14 protein-coding genes are annotated in these 13,911 nt (G+C 63.4%); 3 read left to right on the forward strand and 11 right to left on the reverse strand.

The annotated features are described in order from the left end of the window. Positions 1-22: 22 nt before the first annotated feature. The 8 genes from Q9R02_RS01130 to Q9R02_RS01165 all read right to left on the reverse strand — a co-directional run bounded on the left by Q9R02_RS01130 (position 23) and on the right by Q9R02_RS01165 (position 7,042). Positions 23-904: a type II secretion system F family protein gene (locus Q9R02_RS01130; RefSeq protein WP_305994798.1), complete on the reverse strand. Its 882-nt coding sequence runs from the start codon at positions 902-904 to the stop codon at positions 23-25. 10 nt (positions 905-914) lie between these two features. After that, entirely contained in the window at positions 915-1,862 is a 948-nt protein-coding gene (locus Q9R02_RS01135) for a type II secretion system F family protein (protein ID WP_305994799.1), read from the reverse strand. Between the two features lie 5 nt (positions 1,863-1,867). After that, positions 1,868-3,388, reverse strand: a complete 1,521-nt coding sequence (locus tag Q9R02_RS01140) for a TadA family conjugal transfer-associated ATPase (protein WP_305994800.1) — start codon at positions 3,386-3,388, stop codon at positions 1,868-1,870. Further along, the gene (locus Q9R02_RS01145; RefSeq protein WP_305994801.1) at positions 3,385-4,569 is read right to left on the reverse strand and encodes a CpaE/TadZ family protein; all 1,185 of its coding nucleotides are present in this window, start codon (positions 4,567-4,569) and stop codon (positions 3,385-3,387) included. Before Q9R02_RS01145 ends, Q9R02_RS01140 begins: the two co-directional genes overlap by 4 nt. Next, on the reverse strand, positions 4,566-5,330 hold the full coding sequence (gene cpaB, locus Q9R02_RS01150) for a Flp pilus assembly protein CpaB (protein WP_305994802.1): 765 nt from the start codon (positions 5,328-5,330) through the stop codon (positions 4,566-4,568). The genes Q9R02_RS01145 and cpaB overlap by 4 nt, the downstream gene beginning before the upstream one ends. Positions 5,331-5,372: 42 nt before the next feature. Beyond that, complete coding sequence (locus tag Q9R02_RS01155; protein WP_305994803.1) at positions 5,373-6,380, reverse strand: pilus assembly protein TadG-related protein; 1,008 nt, start codon at positions 6,378-6,380, stop codon at positions 5,373-5,375. Beyond that, on the reverse strand, positions 6,368-6,748 hold the full coding sequence (locus Q9R02_RS01160) for a TadE/TadG family type IV pilus assembly protein (protein ID WP_305994804.1): 381 nt from the start codon (positions 6,746-6,748) through the stop codon (positions 6,368-6,370). The genes Q9R02_RS01155 and Q9R02_RS01160 overlap by 13 nt, the downstream gene beginning before the upstream one ends. A gap of 87 nt (positions 6,749-6,835) precedes the next feature. Beyond that, positions 6,836-7,042, reverse strand: coding sequence for a Flp family type IVb pilin (locus tag Q9R02_RS01165; protein ID WP_305994805.1), 207 nt, complete (start codon positions 7,040-7,042; stop codon positions 6,836-6,838). Between the two features lie 336 nt (positions 7,043-7,378). Here Q9R02_RS01165 and Q9R02_RS01170 point away from each other — a divergent pair, with 336 nt between their 5' ends. Then, positions 7,379-8,245, forward strand: coding sequence for an HAD hydrolase family protein (locus Q9R02_RS01170; RefSeq protein ID WP_305994806.1), 867 nt, complete (start codon positions 7,379-7,381; stop codon positions 8,243-8,245). Between the two features lie 84 nt (positions 8,246-8,329). Here Q9R02_RS01170 and Q9R02_RS01175 read toward each other — a convergent pair whose 3' ends face one another. The 3 genes from Q9R02_RS01175 to Q9R02_RS01185 all read right to left on the reverse strand — a co-directional run bounded on the left by Q9R02_RS01175 (position 8,330) and on the right by Q9R02_RS01185 (position 12,671). After that, on the reverse strand, positions 8,330-9,187 hold the full coding sequence (locus tag Q9R02_RS01175; RefSeq protein ID WP_305994807.1) for a BglG family transcription antiterminator: 858 nt from the start codon (positions 9,185-9,187) through the stop codon (positions 8,330-8,332). 171 nt (positions 9,188-9,358) lie between these two features. After that, positions 9,359-10,789 carry a glycoside hydrolase family 1 protein gene (locus tag Q9R02_RS01180; RefSeq protein ID WP_305994808.1) on the reverse strand — a complete coding sequence of 477 codons (1,431 nt, stop codon included), beginning with the start codon at positions 10,787-10,789 and terminating at the stop codon, positions 9,359-9,361. A gap of 25 nt (positions 10,790-10,814) precedes the next feature. Next, entirely contained in the window at positions 10,815-12,671 is a 1,857-nt protein-coding gene (locus tag Q9R02_RS01185) for a beta-glucoside-specific PTS transporter subunit IIABC (RefSeq protein ID WP_305994809.1), read from the reverse strand. A 247-nt stretch (positions 12,672-12,918) separates the two neighbouring features. Between Q9R02_RS01185 and Q9R02_RS01190 the strand changes: the two genes are divergently transcribed. Then, positions 12,919-13,503, forward strand: coding sequence for a helix-turn-helix domain-containing protein (locus Q9R02_RS01190; RefSeq protein WP_305994810.1), 585 nt, complete (start codon positions 12,919-12,921; stop codon positions 13,501-13,503). A 214-nt stretch (positions 13,504-13,717) separates the two neighbouring features. Further along, on the forward strand, positions 13,718-13,903 hold the full coding sequence (locus Q9R02_RS01195; RefSeq protein WP_305994811.1) for a hypothetical protein: 186 nt from the start codon (positions 13,718-13,720) through the stop codon (positions 13,901-13,903). The last annotated feature ends 8 nt before the right edge of the window (positions 13,904-13,911 follow it).

The following is a 13,911-nucleotide window of genomic DNA, read 5'->3' on the forward strand; positions in this document are numbered from 1 at the left end:
ATGTTGAGTTCATGGAGTGGGGTCATTGGAAGGTCTGGATGATCCCGAAGACTGCCGGACCCAGGACGATGATGAACAGGGCGGGAAGGATCACGAAGATCAAGGGGAAGAGGATCTTGACTGGGATCTTCATGGCCTGCTCCTCGGCACGTTGACGGCGCTTGAGACGCATCTCATGGGCCTGAGCACGGAGGACTTTGGCGATCGCTATGCCGTACTGGTCGGCCTGGACCACCGCCCGGACAAAGGACTTCAGGTCGGGAAAGTTAGCCCGCTGAGCCAGGTCCAGATATGCTTCGCGACGGGAGCGTCCTACTTGGATATCCTGTAAGGTCCTGACGAATTCCACCTTGAGCGGGCCGGAGCTACTCTCCGCGGCCCGGGCCATGGCTGACTCGAATCCGACGCCGGCTTCCACGGAGATGAGCATCTGGTCCAGCATGGTGGGCAGTGCGATCTGCATCTCCAACCGTCGCTTGTCTCCATGGTTCTTGATCAGAACGTCTGGAAGGAAATAGAACAGCACTGTCAACACGATCAGCAGAAGAAATGTCTGAGGCATCGGTTTTGCGAGCGCCATGATTCCGCCGAGAAGGAATCCCGCCAGTGCAAGGAGCGGCTTGATCGCGACGACGCGGTCCAGGGGCCAGTCGGCAGGTCGGCCGGCTTGGGCCAACTTCCTGTCCAGCCACCGGACATAGCCCTTGGGCGCCACACGACGCGCGAGGTCAAGCCACATCGTCGGACGAGGACCCTCGTCTAACCGACCAGCTGCCGTCCTGGTGCCTTGGAGATTCGTCTCGATATTCTTTCGGATCAACCGGCTTCCACCAGCGAACATCCACACCAGGAAAGCCAGAGGCGCCACGATGAGTGCGATCGTGACATAGGCGAATATCGACATGAGATCCCCCTCAGAACTTGATCTTGGTGATTCGGCTGAGCCAGAACGCCCCCACGAGGAGGAGTACGGCGGTGGCGGCGAGCATGATCCATCCTGGAACAGTGGTGAAGAACGTCGTTGCGACGGTTGGGTTGATCATCGAAAGGATGATGAGCATGACGATGGGAAGAGCAATGAGCACGACGCCGGACGTGCGGCCTTCCGCACTCAAGGCCCTCACCTGTCGACTGATCTGTGCACGTTCCTTGATCGTCTCGTGGACGTTGTCGAGAACTTCGGTCAGATTGCCGCCGACTTCGCGCTGAGTTTCGACAGCCTGGGTGGTCCACAGGAAGTCTTCACTCTTCATCCGCGCGGCCGTTTCCTCCATGGCCACAACAAGGTCGCGGCCGATACGGGTCTCGGAGACGATCCGGCGGAGCTCCTCGGACATGGGCTCCTCGGTCTCCTCAGCAGCCGAATCCACCGCCCGGAGGAAACCGTGGCCGGCGCGCATGCTGCCGGAAAGCATCTGAAGAGTATCCGGGAGTTGTTCGGCGAATTTCCCCTGGCGCCGGGAAATGCGGATATTCAGCCACAGATAGATGGCAAGCGGCGTCAAGATGATCGCCAGCAGGGCAATGGGCAGCTCGCCCAGGAGGAATCCGATGACTGCTGCGATCAACGTGATCGCTCCTGCGCGTAGCAGGAGATCCCCCATCGAGACCCTCAGCCCGGCCTGCTCCAGACGATCCACCTTGAGGAAGCGGATCCGGCTTCCGCGCAAGGAGGAATTGATGTTCCCGACCGTCTCCCTGGTCAGACGGGAGAACGCGGTCTCCGCCTTGGCTTGGCCAAGGCGACGTCGGTCGCGTGAGACGGTCCGGGATCGAGGCAAGAGGAATGCGAACACGCCGATGATCGCCGCATAGACGGCCAGAAGGCCAAGAGGGAGAAACCAAGCCGGAGTAGCACCCATCGTGTTCACCTCCGGCTCAGATTCGCATGGAAGATCCGGTCATCAATCGGGATGCCGAGATCACGGAAGTGTTCCACGAAACGCGGACGGATGCCGGTGGAGACGGGATGACCGAGGAAGCGGCCATGCTCATCGACGCCTGCGCCGTAGTCGAAGACGAACGCGTCCTGGAGGGTCACGATGTCTCCTTCCATGCCCTGTACCTCGGTCAGATGCGTGACGCGACGAGTGCCGTCGCGAAGGCGTGTCAGGTGCACGATCAAGTTCACCGCGGAGGACACCTGCTCGCGCACTGCTCGGAGCGGAAGGTCCATGCCGGCCATCAGGACCAGGGTTTCCAGGCGGGAAATCGCGTCACGGGGCGTATTTGCGTGGACCGTGGAAAGGGACCCGTCATGGCCTGTATTCATCGCCTGCAGCATGTCCAGAGTCTCGCCGCCGCGGACCTCGCCGACCACAATCCGGTCGGGCCGCATGCGAAGGGAGTTGCGGACCAGATCCCTGATCGTGATCGCCCCATTGCCTTCGATGTTCGGAGGACGGCTTTCGAGCCGCACCACGTGCTCCTGTTGCAGTTGAAGCTCCACGGCATCCTCGATCGTGACGATCCTCTCGTCGTACGGGATGAACGAGGACAGCACGTTGAGCAGTGTGGTCTTCCCAGTTCCCGTGCCGCCCGAGACGATGATGTTCAGGCGAGCCTGGACACAAGCTCGCAGGAGTTCGGTCATTTCCGGGGTCATCGAGCCGAGCTCGATGAGTTTCTGCACCGTCAACGCTTCGTGGCCGAACTTGCGGATGGTCAATGCTGCACCGTTGACCGCAAGAGGCGGAATGATCGCGTTGACGCGCGAGCCATCTGCGAGCCGGGCATCGACCAGAGGCGACGACTCATCAATGCGGCGTCCCACGCGAGAAACGATGCGATCAATGACCCGCCGTAGCTGATCCTCAGAAGTGAATCGAGTGTCGGTCAGGTTCAGTTTGCCGGCCCGCTCGATATAGACCTGGTCGGCGCGGTTGACCATGATCTCGGTGACCGATTCGTCTTCTATGTAGCGTTGCAGTGGGCCTAATCCCAGGACGTCGTCCATGATCTCGTTGATGAGGCGGTCTCGTTCGCTCGCACTCAGCGGGACCTGCTGCTCGCTGACCACCGAGCGCAACTCACCGCGCACAAAAGTGTGAAGTTCGGCTTCGCCGAGTGCGGTGTCGGTGATGCGACTGCCCACGCGCTCATACAACTCACGGGTGACGTCTTCCTTAAGTGCGCTCAGGGCCTGGGAACTCGCCAGGCTTCCGGCAGTCTGGAGTCCAGCCTTGCGCGCTTCGGCTTCGGCAGCGGCGATTTCCTCGAGGCGCCTGCTCAAGGGTGTGGGGCCCTGATCGTCCGAAGTTGCTTCCGTCGTCTGCTCTGGTCGGGAATTCTCTCGACCGCCGTTGCCGGACGGGGCGGAGACTACTCGTCCTTCGACCACGGGGGTCTGGGCCAGTCGAAGCTCGTTGAGGCGATCGCTCAAGCTCATCGCTTTGCTCCTACTCCGGGCTCCCAATGAAGTGCGAACCGATCGACGAGTGCGCGGAGGCTCTTCACCGACGGGTCACGGAGGCCGTCCTGCAGCGCCGGAACTCCGCGGTTCGTCGTCATGGGGATGGACCGCGAACGAGGGATCTGGACGTCAACCGGGACCCCGATGCTCGCCTCGACGTCATGGACAGAGACACCCGAGTGGCGGTCCGCCATGTTGAGGACGACGTGGCGTCCGGGGGGCAGCATATTGACCTCGCCGAGGATGTCCAGTCCGTTGCGAAGACCACGGATGCTGGGGATGTCCATCCCGCACACCCAGACGACATCGCTGGTCTTCTCAAGCAGCGCGAGCACGTGGTCTCCCAAACCCGGGGACGTGTCGACGACTACGTACTGGAAGTTCTCAGCGAGCTGATCGATCAGTTCAGTCACCACGGCGGGCGACACCCCGTCCGCGTCGGCAGGGTTGGCGGGAGCGCACAGTGCGTAGATGTTGCTGCCGTGAGGCGTGAGGTAGGTCTTCAACGAGAGCGCATCGCGGGGACCCCGCGCCGCATCCGTGATCGTCTGAACGGGCTTCAGCATCAGGCCGCTGGCCACGTCGCCGAACTGGAGATCGGCGTCCACGATCACCACCGACATCGGCGCGATTTTTCCGAGGCCGACGGCAAGGTTGGTGGCGATGGTTGTCTTTCCGACCCCTCCCTTTGGCGACATCACAGCGATCACCCTGCCGTGTGGGGTCGCTGAAGCGGACGTCGATGTCTGGGCTTCGGCCGTCCCTGCCGTGTGCCGGCTCAGTGCTGAGTCCGATGCCCGGTGGAGTTGGGCCCTCAGCGCGTCAACATCCGAATCTGGTTCAACGATGTCGCGGACGCCTGCACGCATTGCGCCCAGCACGTTCTCAGGCGTTGCGGCGGCGGCATAGACGATGCTCACCTGGGGGTGCCAAATGTTCACGTCGGAGGCGAATCGGAAGACTTCATCCGCCTTCAGATCAGGTCCAAGCACCAGGACTTCGACGGGATCTCCCACTAGCTGCGAGAAGACGTCATCGATGTGGGCAGGGAGGAAGTTGGCTTGGAAGGACTGAAAGCTGTCCTCGAAGTCACGTGCGGCGAGCTTGATCCGGTGGGAGAATTCAGAATCCGCAGTGATCAAGGCAAGCCGGCTCATCGGAACACCCGCCCTCGGTCGATCGGAGCACCGCTGTTCTCCGTAGTGGTGCCGGGCTCCTTGCTCAGGTAAACCTTGCCGTATTCGACCGCATAGATGATGCGGTCGGAATCGGCCGGCGTGCGTGCGATGGTTACCAAGTAATTGCCATTGCTGGACGAACCGCTGCTGCCGATGCCGCCGCTGGATTTCTGAGTCGATTGATCGTCCGCATTGTTGGGTGCGTTCTCCCCGGACACGAGCTGGACGCCGGTGACGAGCACCTTGTTGAACGTCTGCTGCGTCTGATTAGGTGTGTTGTTATCGGCGTTCAACGAGATGATCACTCCCACGGTGTCACCTGCAGAGAGCGTTCCACCAACCACCCGTTCGATGGGGAGTTTGAGGGTGATCTCTTGCATCCCTGCCGGAATGCTGACTCGGCGAGGGCCATTGAGGTCGTTCGCGTTGACGAATCGTGACTTGATCAGTACCTCGCCAGGTTCGAGATCCGATGAGGCGGCCGTAGTTCCGAGATCTGCCAAGTTCGACACCGCATCCTGCGGAACCACGGACTTCGGCACCGGCTTCTTGGCCACAGCATCTCCGAGATTTCCGGCGATGGTTCCCTTGAGGACCTGCTTCTGAACTACGTAGACTTCGGTGGATTCCGTGCCATTCAGAGCACGCTTATCGGCGCCATTGACATACATGATTAGTAAAACGGTGCCTATCACTGCCACGACAAGGGCAGCGAGGCCACCGATCAGGCGAGTCCTCACGGGTACTCCTTTAGGAATTCAGACGCGATAGGTGCGTGAAACTTATTTGATGAGGCGGGGAGGCAGGGTCACGCCACCGCCTGTGTAGCCGCTGCCAAAGTAGTCCTTAGGGTCTGCGACGAATTCGACGAAGTGTCCGTAGAGCCCGTTTGCGCTCGTCTTCTGAGGAGGTGGAGGGTTCCAATTCGAAGTCGTGGTGCCCGGGAAGCTGTATCCTTCGAGGAAGAAAGCAGCAAATCCCTTGACGTAGTACCAGCTCTTTGATCCAGTGAGTCCATTCGTGGTGCCGTCCCAGACTGGAATCAAGATCACGCTGTTGAGCTTGCTTGCGAAATACGATGGGGTGCAGCCAAGGCTGCCATGAGGCATCGGAGCGCCTGGGCTGGCCGGAACGTAGTATTTTCCGGTGGCCGGATCGAGCTGAACTTTGACGGTGCAAGGCTGACCAGGAACATTAGGTGAGGTCCACTCGAAGCCGCCTGGTATCACTCCACCTGAGGGACTGTCGGTAGCGCAACTTGTAGTTCCTTGAGTGAAGATGTATTGCTCACTGCCATCCTGGAATTGACAGTGCGCGAAGGTCATAGGAAATGCCCCAGGGCCTCCGGCGGGTCCACCCCAACTTGCAGTTGCGGTGGCTTTCACCTTGACGCTGGTGATGCCCAGTGCCTTAGCCAGGGTCATGGCCAGGCCGTTGTCGTCGGTGGCTGCCGTGACTTGAACCGTGTGGTTGTCGGGAAACACTGTCTGGACCGGAGCAAGGTTCTCAGACGGCGTGCGCTTGTTCGCCTGGGCGTATTGGTCAGCCTGGGCTTGCGCTTCGCTGAATGCAGTGCTCGGGCAGGTATCGACGGCGTTCGCAGCGCAATAGGCTGCCGCTGCAAGGGCTCCGGCATCAGCGCTGTTCTGGAGCTGACCTCGCTTTTCAGCGATGCGCCCCATATCCACCGCGAGAGCGCCGGCACCGATCAGGACCACAGCAAGGATGGCCACGACGACTGCGACGGCACCTCCCTCGTCCTTACGGGAGGAATGTCCTACTTTTCGCATAACATGGACGCCTTCCCTTGAAGGGTCAGGCCGCCCGTGAAGCCGGCCCAACTCCCGGTCAGAAATTTGACGTTAGCCTGCACGGTAACGTTGACGGGGCTTCCCTCAGTGCAACTGGCCGGAATGGAAGATCCGGCTGGATCGATTCCGGCAGGATAGGCACTATTTGCTGCGGAGACGGCGGCAGACTGACTGTGCGGCGAGATGGCCAGTGTTCTGGCCGCTTCGCGCGCTGCATTGGTCAGAAGAATTTGCGAATTATAGAGGTGGGAAACCTCCAGAATCCCTACAATCAGGGCAAGCAGGAGCGGGATCACCAAGGCGAACTCCACTGCGGCGGCCCCGCGTTCCCGGTCGCGGCAAGCCATTGTTTCTCCTACTGAGAGCTATTCAATGACGCCGGGCACAGCTGCGTTCAATTTCGAACGGGCCGTGCCCGACGCACTGTTTTTGCTCTACTTGGCCCAGCCGCTGACGGTGGTTCCCAGAGAGCTGAACCAGCTGCTGAGGGCGGTGCCGAATGCCGTGACGCCGACGATGATGATGAGGGCGATGAAGGCCACCAGCAATGCATATTCAGTGCCGGTCGCGCCCTTTTCCTTCTCAGCGGGGTTGGTGATGTCGTTCCAGAAAGACATCAAGGTAACGAGGATCTTGTCCACGATGATCTCCTAAATTTTTCCCTGTTTCGCATGAACCCTGATCGACGAATCCCCCCGGACTCTTTAATGCCGATCAATGGGTGCGAGTTCACTATGGCACCAAGGAAGCCAGGTAGTCCAGTCTGTGACTACTTGGTTTGATACTCGTTTTTTCCTCCCGGTGGGAGGTACTGGTGGGAGGACTCTCCCGGTTCCGCTGTCTCCCTTGATTTTCCGCGGGTTTCACTTCCGTGTGACTGGATGTGAACGGGCGAGGGAAAGTTTGGGATCCCTGTCAGGGCTGCCTAATTCGATAGGATCGAACGGTACGGCAATCACCTGCGGAGGAGTTCGAACGTGTCCAGCCTGCCCCCCACCCGTCCCCGCGCCGTCTTCCTGGACATCGACGGCACCTACGCGGACCACGGGCTGGTCCCCGACGCCCATGTCGAGGCCGTCGAACTCGCCCGCAGCCGGGGTCACCGGGTCTTCCTCTGCACCGGACGCCCCCTTGCCATGATCGCGGACCGCATCCTGGCGCCCGGCTTCGACGGCGTCATCTCCGGCGCCGGCGCCCACGTGGAGGTCGGCGGCGAACTCCTGGTGGACACCCGCTTTGACCAGGACCTGGCCGACCGCGTCATCGACGCCCTGGACACCCACAACGCCGCCTACATCCTCGAGGCCCCGCATTCCCTTCACGGACGCCGCGGCGTCGACCTGCGCCTCCGCGACGTCCTCAGCCCCATCTTCGCCGCCCGCGAGCAGACCCACGGCCGCCACGGCGCCACCGTGGATCCCACCGCGGACATCCTGGCCCCCATGCAGTACGCGGACGACCTCCGCGGCACGTCCTTCGCCAAGGTCTCCTGCTTCGACTCGGACACACCCCTCACCGAGGTCGTCGCCGATCTCGGCCCCGCCGTCGGCCTGGTCCCCAGCTCCCTCTCCGCCCTCGGCGACACCGCGGGGGAGATCTACGTCTCCGGGATCCACAAGGCCGTCGGCATCCGCGTCGTCCAGGACTACCTGGGCCTGCTCCGTGAGGACATCATCGCCATCGGGGACAGCGCCAACGACCTCGAGATGCTCCGTTACGCCGGCATCGGCGTGGCGGTGGACGGTGCCACCCCGGACGTCCTCGCCGCCGCCGACCGCACCACCGGCGGACCGGCGGAACACGGCGTCGCCCACGCGTTGGCCGAGCTCGGCCTCCTCGGCTGAGGCCGGACGCCCAGAGCAGACGACGACGGCGCGGCGCCCCGGAAAGGGGCGCCGCGCCGTCGTCGTAAATTCAGTCAGCCCGCGTCAGTGCCGCGAATCGTCCGCCATACGCGCCACGTGCAGCGTCAGATACGCCACCTCGTCATCCGTGAGCTCCTGGTCCAGCCGCAACTCGAGCACCGACTGCAGCTTGATCGCCGTGGCGTAATCCGCCGGGTACGCCTCCTGGATCGCCGTGAACAACTTGGAGTTCCCCTCGTTCAGCTGCTTCCCGGAGTGAGCCCGCACGAAGAAATAGCGCAGGTGGGTGATGAACCGCGCCGTGTTCACCGAGTCCCGGTCGAACTCGCGCCCGTACGCCGTCTCCAGAACTTCGAACAGCTGCGTCAGCACCCCGGTCATCCGGTAGGTGTAGGACAGGTTCCCCGTCGAGAAGCCCGCATTGACCAGATGCAGCGCCACCGCCACGGCCTCCTCCGCCGGCAGGTGAACGTCCAGCTGCCCGTTGACGAAGTCCACCACCTTGCGGGCCGTGCGGAACTCGTGCGGGTACAGGTGCATGACTTCCGACTGCAGCGGGTATTCCAGCCGGATGTCCTGCCGCACCCTCTTGATCGCGAAGCTGAGGTGATCCGCCAGCGCCACCAGCAGCGTGGAGCCGACAGACTTGTCCAGCCCCGCGCCGTCGTACTCCGCGGACGCCGCCTTCAGCGCCTGGTCCGCCAGCAGCAGATGCTCCGGCGGGATCGCCGCCACCACGGCCCCGAAGTTGTCCGGGTCCCGGCCGTTCTCCGGAACGAACACCCGGACGATCTTCGATCCATCCACCTGATGCCCCGGCTTGGCCTGGAAGCCCAGGCCGCGGCCCGTGAGGATGGTCTCCTGGCCCGCGTCATTGCGCGCCAGGACCACGTTGTTGTTGAAGACGCGCAGGATTTCCACGCCATTGTGCCTGTCTGTCGAAAAGTAAGGGTCTGTCAGGGGAGTAGAGGGGGGATACGGCCGTGCGGCGGGACCTCGCGGATCCCGCCACACGACCGTATCAGGGGCGCGTCACGCCGGCGCGCCTCACGCGAGCCGCATTCACGCCAACCGGTTTCACGCCAACCGCTTTCACACCAGTGCTGCGCCGTTGCTCGCGATCACGTCGCGGTACCAGCCGAAGGACTTCTTCCGGTACCGGTCCAGGGTGCCGGTGCCGTCGTCGTTCCGGTCCACGTAGATGAAGCCGTACCGCTTGCTCAGCTGCGCCGTGGACGCGCTGACGATGTCGATGCAGCCCCAGGACGTGTAGCCCAGCACCTGCGCGCCGTCGGCGATCGCCTCCCGCACCTGCACCAGGTGATCGTTCATGTACTCGATCCGGTAGTCGTCCTCCACGGTCTTCACGCCGTCCACCTCGACCAGCTGGTCCTTGGCGCCCAGCCCGTTCTCCACGATGAAGAGCGGCTTCTGCCAGCGCTCCCAGTAGTCGTTGAGCACCACCCGCAGACCCTGGGGATCGATCTGCCAGCCCCACTCGGACGCCTTCAGGGTCGGGTTGGACACCCCGCCCATGAGGTTGCCCGGGCCGGACGCCGCGTCCGGGTCGGCGGATTCGCAGATGCTCATGTAGTAGCTGAAGGAGACGAAGTCCACGGTGTTCTTCAGGTCCGCGCGGTCCTGCTCCGTGACGTCCAGCTCGATGCCGTTGTCCCGGAAGTACCGCAGCAGGTAGCCCGGGTATTCGCCGCGGCAGTGGATGTCGCCGAAAGCGTAGCTCGCGTGTGCGGTATCCATGGCGGCCACCACATCGTCCGGGGACGGCGTGAGCGGGTACACCGGCAGGGCCAGGATCATGCAGCCGATCTGCGCGGCCGGCGCGAGCTCACGCGCCAGCTTTGTGACGCGGCCGGACGCCACCAGTTCGTGGTGGATGGCCTGGTACAGATCCGAGTCCGTGAGCTCCTCGCGCGGGGCGGGGATTCCGCCGGACAGGAACGGCTGGTGGATCACCGAGTTGATCTCGTTGAACGTCAGCCAGTACTTGACCCGGTGCCCGAACCGCTCGAACAGCGCCCGGCAGTACCGCTCGTAGAAGCCGATCAGCGCGCGGTTGGTCCAGCCGCCGTACGTGCGGGCCAGGTTCAGCGGCGTCTCATAGTGGCTGATGGTCACCATCGGCTCGATGCCGTGCTTCTCCAGCTCGTCCAGCACGCGGTCGTAGAACGCCAGGCCCTCTTCGTTCGGCTGCTCGTCGTCGCCGTTGGGGAAGATCCGGCTCCACGCGATGGAGAAGCGGTAGACCTTGAAACCCATCTCCGCGAACAGCGCGATGTCCTCCGCGTAGCGGTGGTAGAAGTCCACCGCCACCTGCTTGAGGTTGTCCTCCGTGGCACCCTCGGTGGGCGGGGTCATGACGCCCTGCGGCATCACGTCCTGGATGGACAGGCCCTTGCCGCCCTCCGCGTGGCCGCCCTCCACCTGGTTGGCGGCCGTGGCGCCGCCCCAGAGGAACCCTTCCGGGAACGGGCCGCCGGCGGGCTTGGTCACTGCGTGGCTCATGCTTTTCTCCTCCTGGTGAATGCTGTCAGAGTTCGACGTCGAGTGCCGGGACACCGTGCGTCAGGCGCCCCGCGCCGAGCGGCACGACGGCGGTCAGATCCTTGGTGTTGGTCACCACCATGAGCGTGGTGGTGTCGTAGCCGGCCTCAAGGACCTTGGCGCGGTCCACCGTGGCGAGCAGCTGGCCCGCCTCGACGCGGTCGCCGCGGGCGACGGCCGGTGCGAAGCCCTCACCCTTCATCTGCACCGTGTCGATGCCGATGTGCACCAGGACCTCCACGCCGTCGTCGGATTTGATGCCGTACGCGTGGCCGGTCTTCATGGCGGCTTTCACCGTGCCGGAGACGGGGGAGTACACCGCGTCCTCCTCCGGCACGATGCCCACGCCGGCGCCCATGGCGCCGGATGCGAACACCTTGTCCTGCACATCGGCGAGAGCGACGACGGCGCCGGACACCGGGGCCAGCACAGTGACGCTGCCCGGGGTGGCCACGGGGGCGGCGGGCGCGGCGGCGGTCACGGCGTCGTCGGCCTGCTCACGCGGGCCGAAGAAGAAGGTGAGGAGGAAAGCGATCAGGACGGCGGCCAGAACACCGATCATCAGGACCGCGAAGCTGCCCACCTGGGAGAACGCCGGCAGGGACAGCAGGGACGGGAAGACGAATGCCGTGGCGGCACTGCCGCCCATCCCGGCGATGGCACCGCCGATGGCGCCACCGGCGATACCGAAGTAGAACGGCTTCTTCAGGGGAAGGTTGACGCCGTAGATGCCGGGCTCGGTCACACCGGCCAGGAAGCCGGAGAGAGCGGCCGGGGCGGCGACTTCACGGCGCTTGGCACTCTTGGAGCGGAGCGCGACCGCCAGCATGGCGGCGGCCTGCGCGAGCACGGCGGGGACCACGGGGCCGAACATGATCGAGTAGTGGAGGGTGGCGAGGTCGTTGGCCATGAGCGGCACGAAACCCCAGTGCAGGCCGAAGAGGACGAACACCTGCCACAGACCGCCCATGATGGCGCCGGCCAGCCACGGGGCGAAGCCGAAGATCGCGGACACGCCGTGGGAGATGCCGGTGGAGATGAAGGTGGTGACCGGACCCACCGTCATGAGCGTCAGGGGAACCATGATGGCGATGCTGAGCAGCGGGACCAGGAAGTTGCGGATGGCGGACGGCAGGATCTGCTGGAGGAAGCGTTCCAGGTAGCCCAGCAGCCAGACGGCCACGATGATCGGGATCACGGAGCTGGTGTAGCTCATCATGACCACCGGAATCCCAGCGAAGTGCACGGGCTTGCCGTCCGCCGCGAGGGCGATGATGCTCGGGTAGACCAGTGCCGCCGCGACGGCCATGGCGGTGAACTGATTGGCCTTGAAGCGGCGGGCCGCCGTGACGGCCAGGAACACCGGGAGGAAGTAGAAGAGGGCGTCCGCGGCCGCGGAGAGGATCACGTACGTCTGATCGGTGGGCTGGGCCCAGCCGAAGGTGGTGGCCATGGTGAGGAAGGCCTTGAAGAGGCCCGAACCGGCGAGCGGCCACAGCATCGGGGTGAAGATGCCGGAGACCATGTCGATGAAGCGGTTGAACAGGTTGCCCTTTGCCGGGGCGTCCTCCTGGGCGTCTTCGGTGCCGAAGCGGGAGATCTTGCCCAGCTCGGCGAAGACCCGCGGCACGTTGTCACCCACCACCACCTGGTACTGACCGCCGGCCTTCATGACGGTGATCACGCCCGGGAGCTTCTCGATGGTCTCCGTGTTGGCGAGGCTCTCATCCTTGAGGCGCAGCCGCAGGCGGGTGGCGCAGTGGACGGCACTGGATACGTTCTCTTCCCCGCCGACTTCCTTGAGGATGTCGGCGGCCAGCGACCGGTAATCGACCGATGCCATGGCGTTCCTTTCTTCCTTCTTCCCGCGGCGACAGTGCCCGGAAAACAAAAAAAGACCCAGGATCCACCTCAGAGAGGTGTTTCCCAGGTCTTGCCCCGGAGCGTGCCGGGTGACAATCCTGTGCAGCCGAATGGTTGCTTGTTCAACTGTACGCGTGACGTGGTTCACGGGCAAGTGGTTGTTTGAAGCTCGGAAACTTCGGGCGGTTTCGCGGCAAATGGAAACCGTTCGGTGTCAAAATGGTGCCATGACAGTCATTCGCACGGCATCCGACCTGGGGAAGGCCATTCGTGGCGCCCGGATTCAGGCCGGCCTGAGTCAGGCTGAGCTGGCGCGCCGGGCGGGACTGTCCAGGAAGTTCATCGGCGAGCTGGAAAGTGGCAAGGAGACGGCAGAACTCGGCTCCGCCTTGCGGGTGTCCGAGGCGCTCGGCCTGACGCTCCGAGGCCCGGACCTCACACCGCAGGCTGTTCTTGAAGACGCGGCAGACGCTGTCAGGGGCGAACTCTCTCGTGGGGATGCCGACTTCGCGCTCCGGATCGCTCTGGACACCTTCAGGAGTCTTGAATCGATGGCGCCGAGCGTCCTGCGAAAACCTCGGTCCACCGGAGACCCGAGGTGGGACTCCCTGTTGGCGGCAGGCGCCCGCATCGCTCTCCGGAACAGTCGGGCGAAGCCTCGTTGGGGTTCCCGATTGGCTGAGGCATGGTTCCCGGCGGATGATTTGGGCCCGGTCACCGATGCCTATCGCAGGCTGACCATTCGGCGTACGCCCAAAGAACTGGCTGACTTCAACATCTTCCTCAATGACAAGTCTTTGCTGAGCGCATGAGCCGTGATTTCGGCCTGGAGGAGGTCACTGAGCTGCTTGCCGAACTCGGCCGGCGCTTGGCGGCGCGAGGCGTGGAGGCGGACATCAAGCTCGTCGGCGGACCAGGGACATTGATGCGTCTTACGCACCCGCGCGCGAAGTGGACGTGCATGCCCAGTCCGGGTCAGCACCGCCTCTCCAGAGACCCTCCTCGCCATGAAACTGAGCGCCGCCCGTGAAAGAGACGAACCGGATATCCGGCACCTCATCGGTGTGCTCGGACTGGAACGGCCAGAAGAAGGCGGCCGGATCGCTGAGGAGCAGTATGGCCATGACCGATGGTGCCTTTACGAAAGCCGATAGGGCGGACGCCGTGATCATCGCGGCAGAAGCGATGAACCAGCAGGCACCTGAAGCCTGAACCGGTCC

This window comes from Arthrobacter horti (assembly GCF_030731045.1).
GTDB classification, from domain to species: Bacteria; Actinomycetota; Actinomycetes; order Actinomycetales; family Micrococcaceae; genus Arthrobacter_E; species Arthrobacter_E nanjingensis.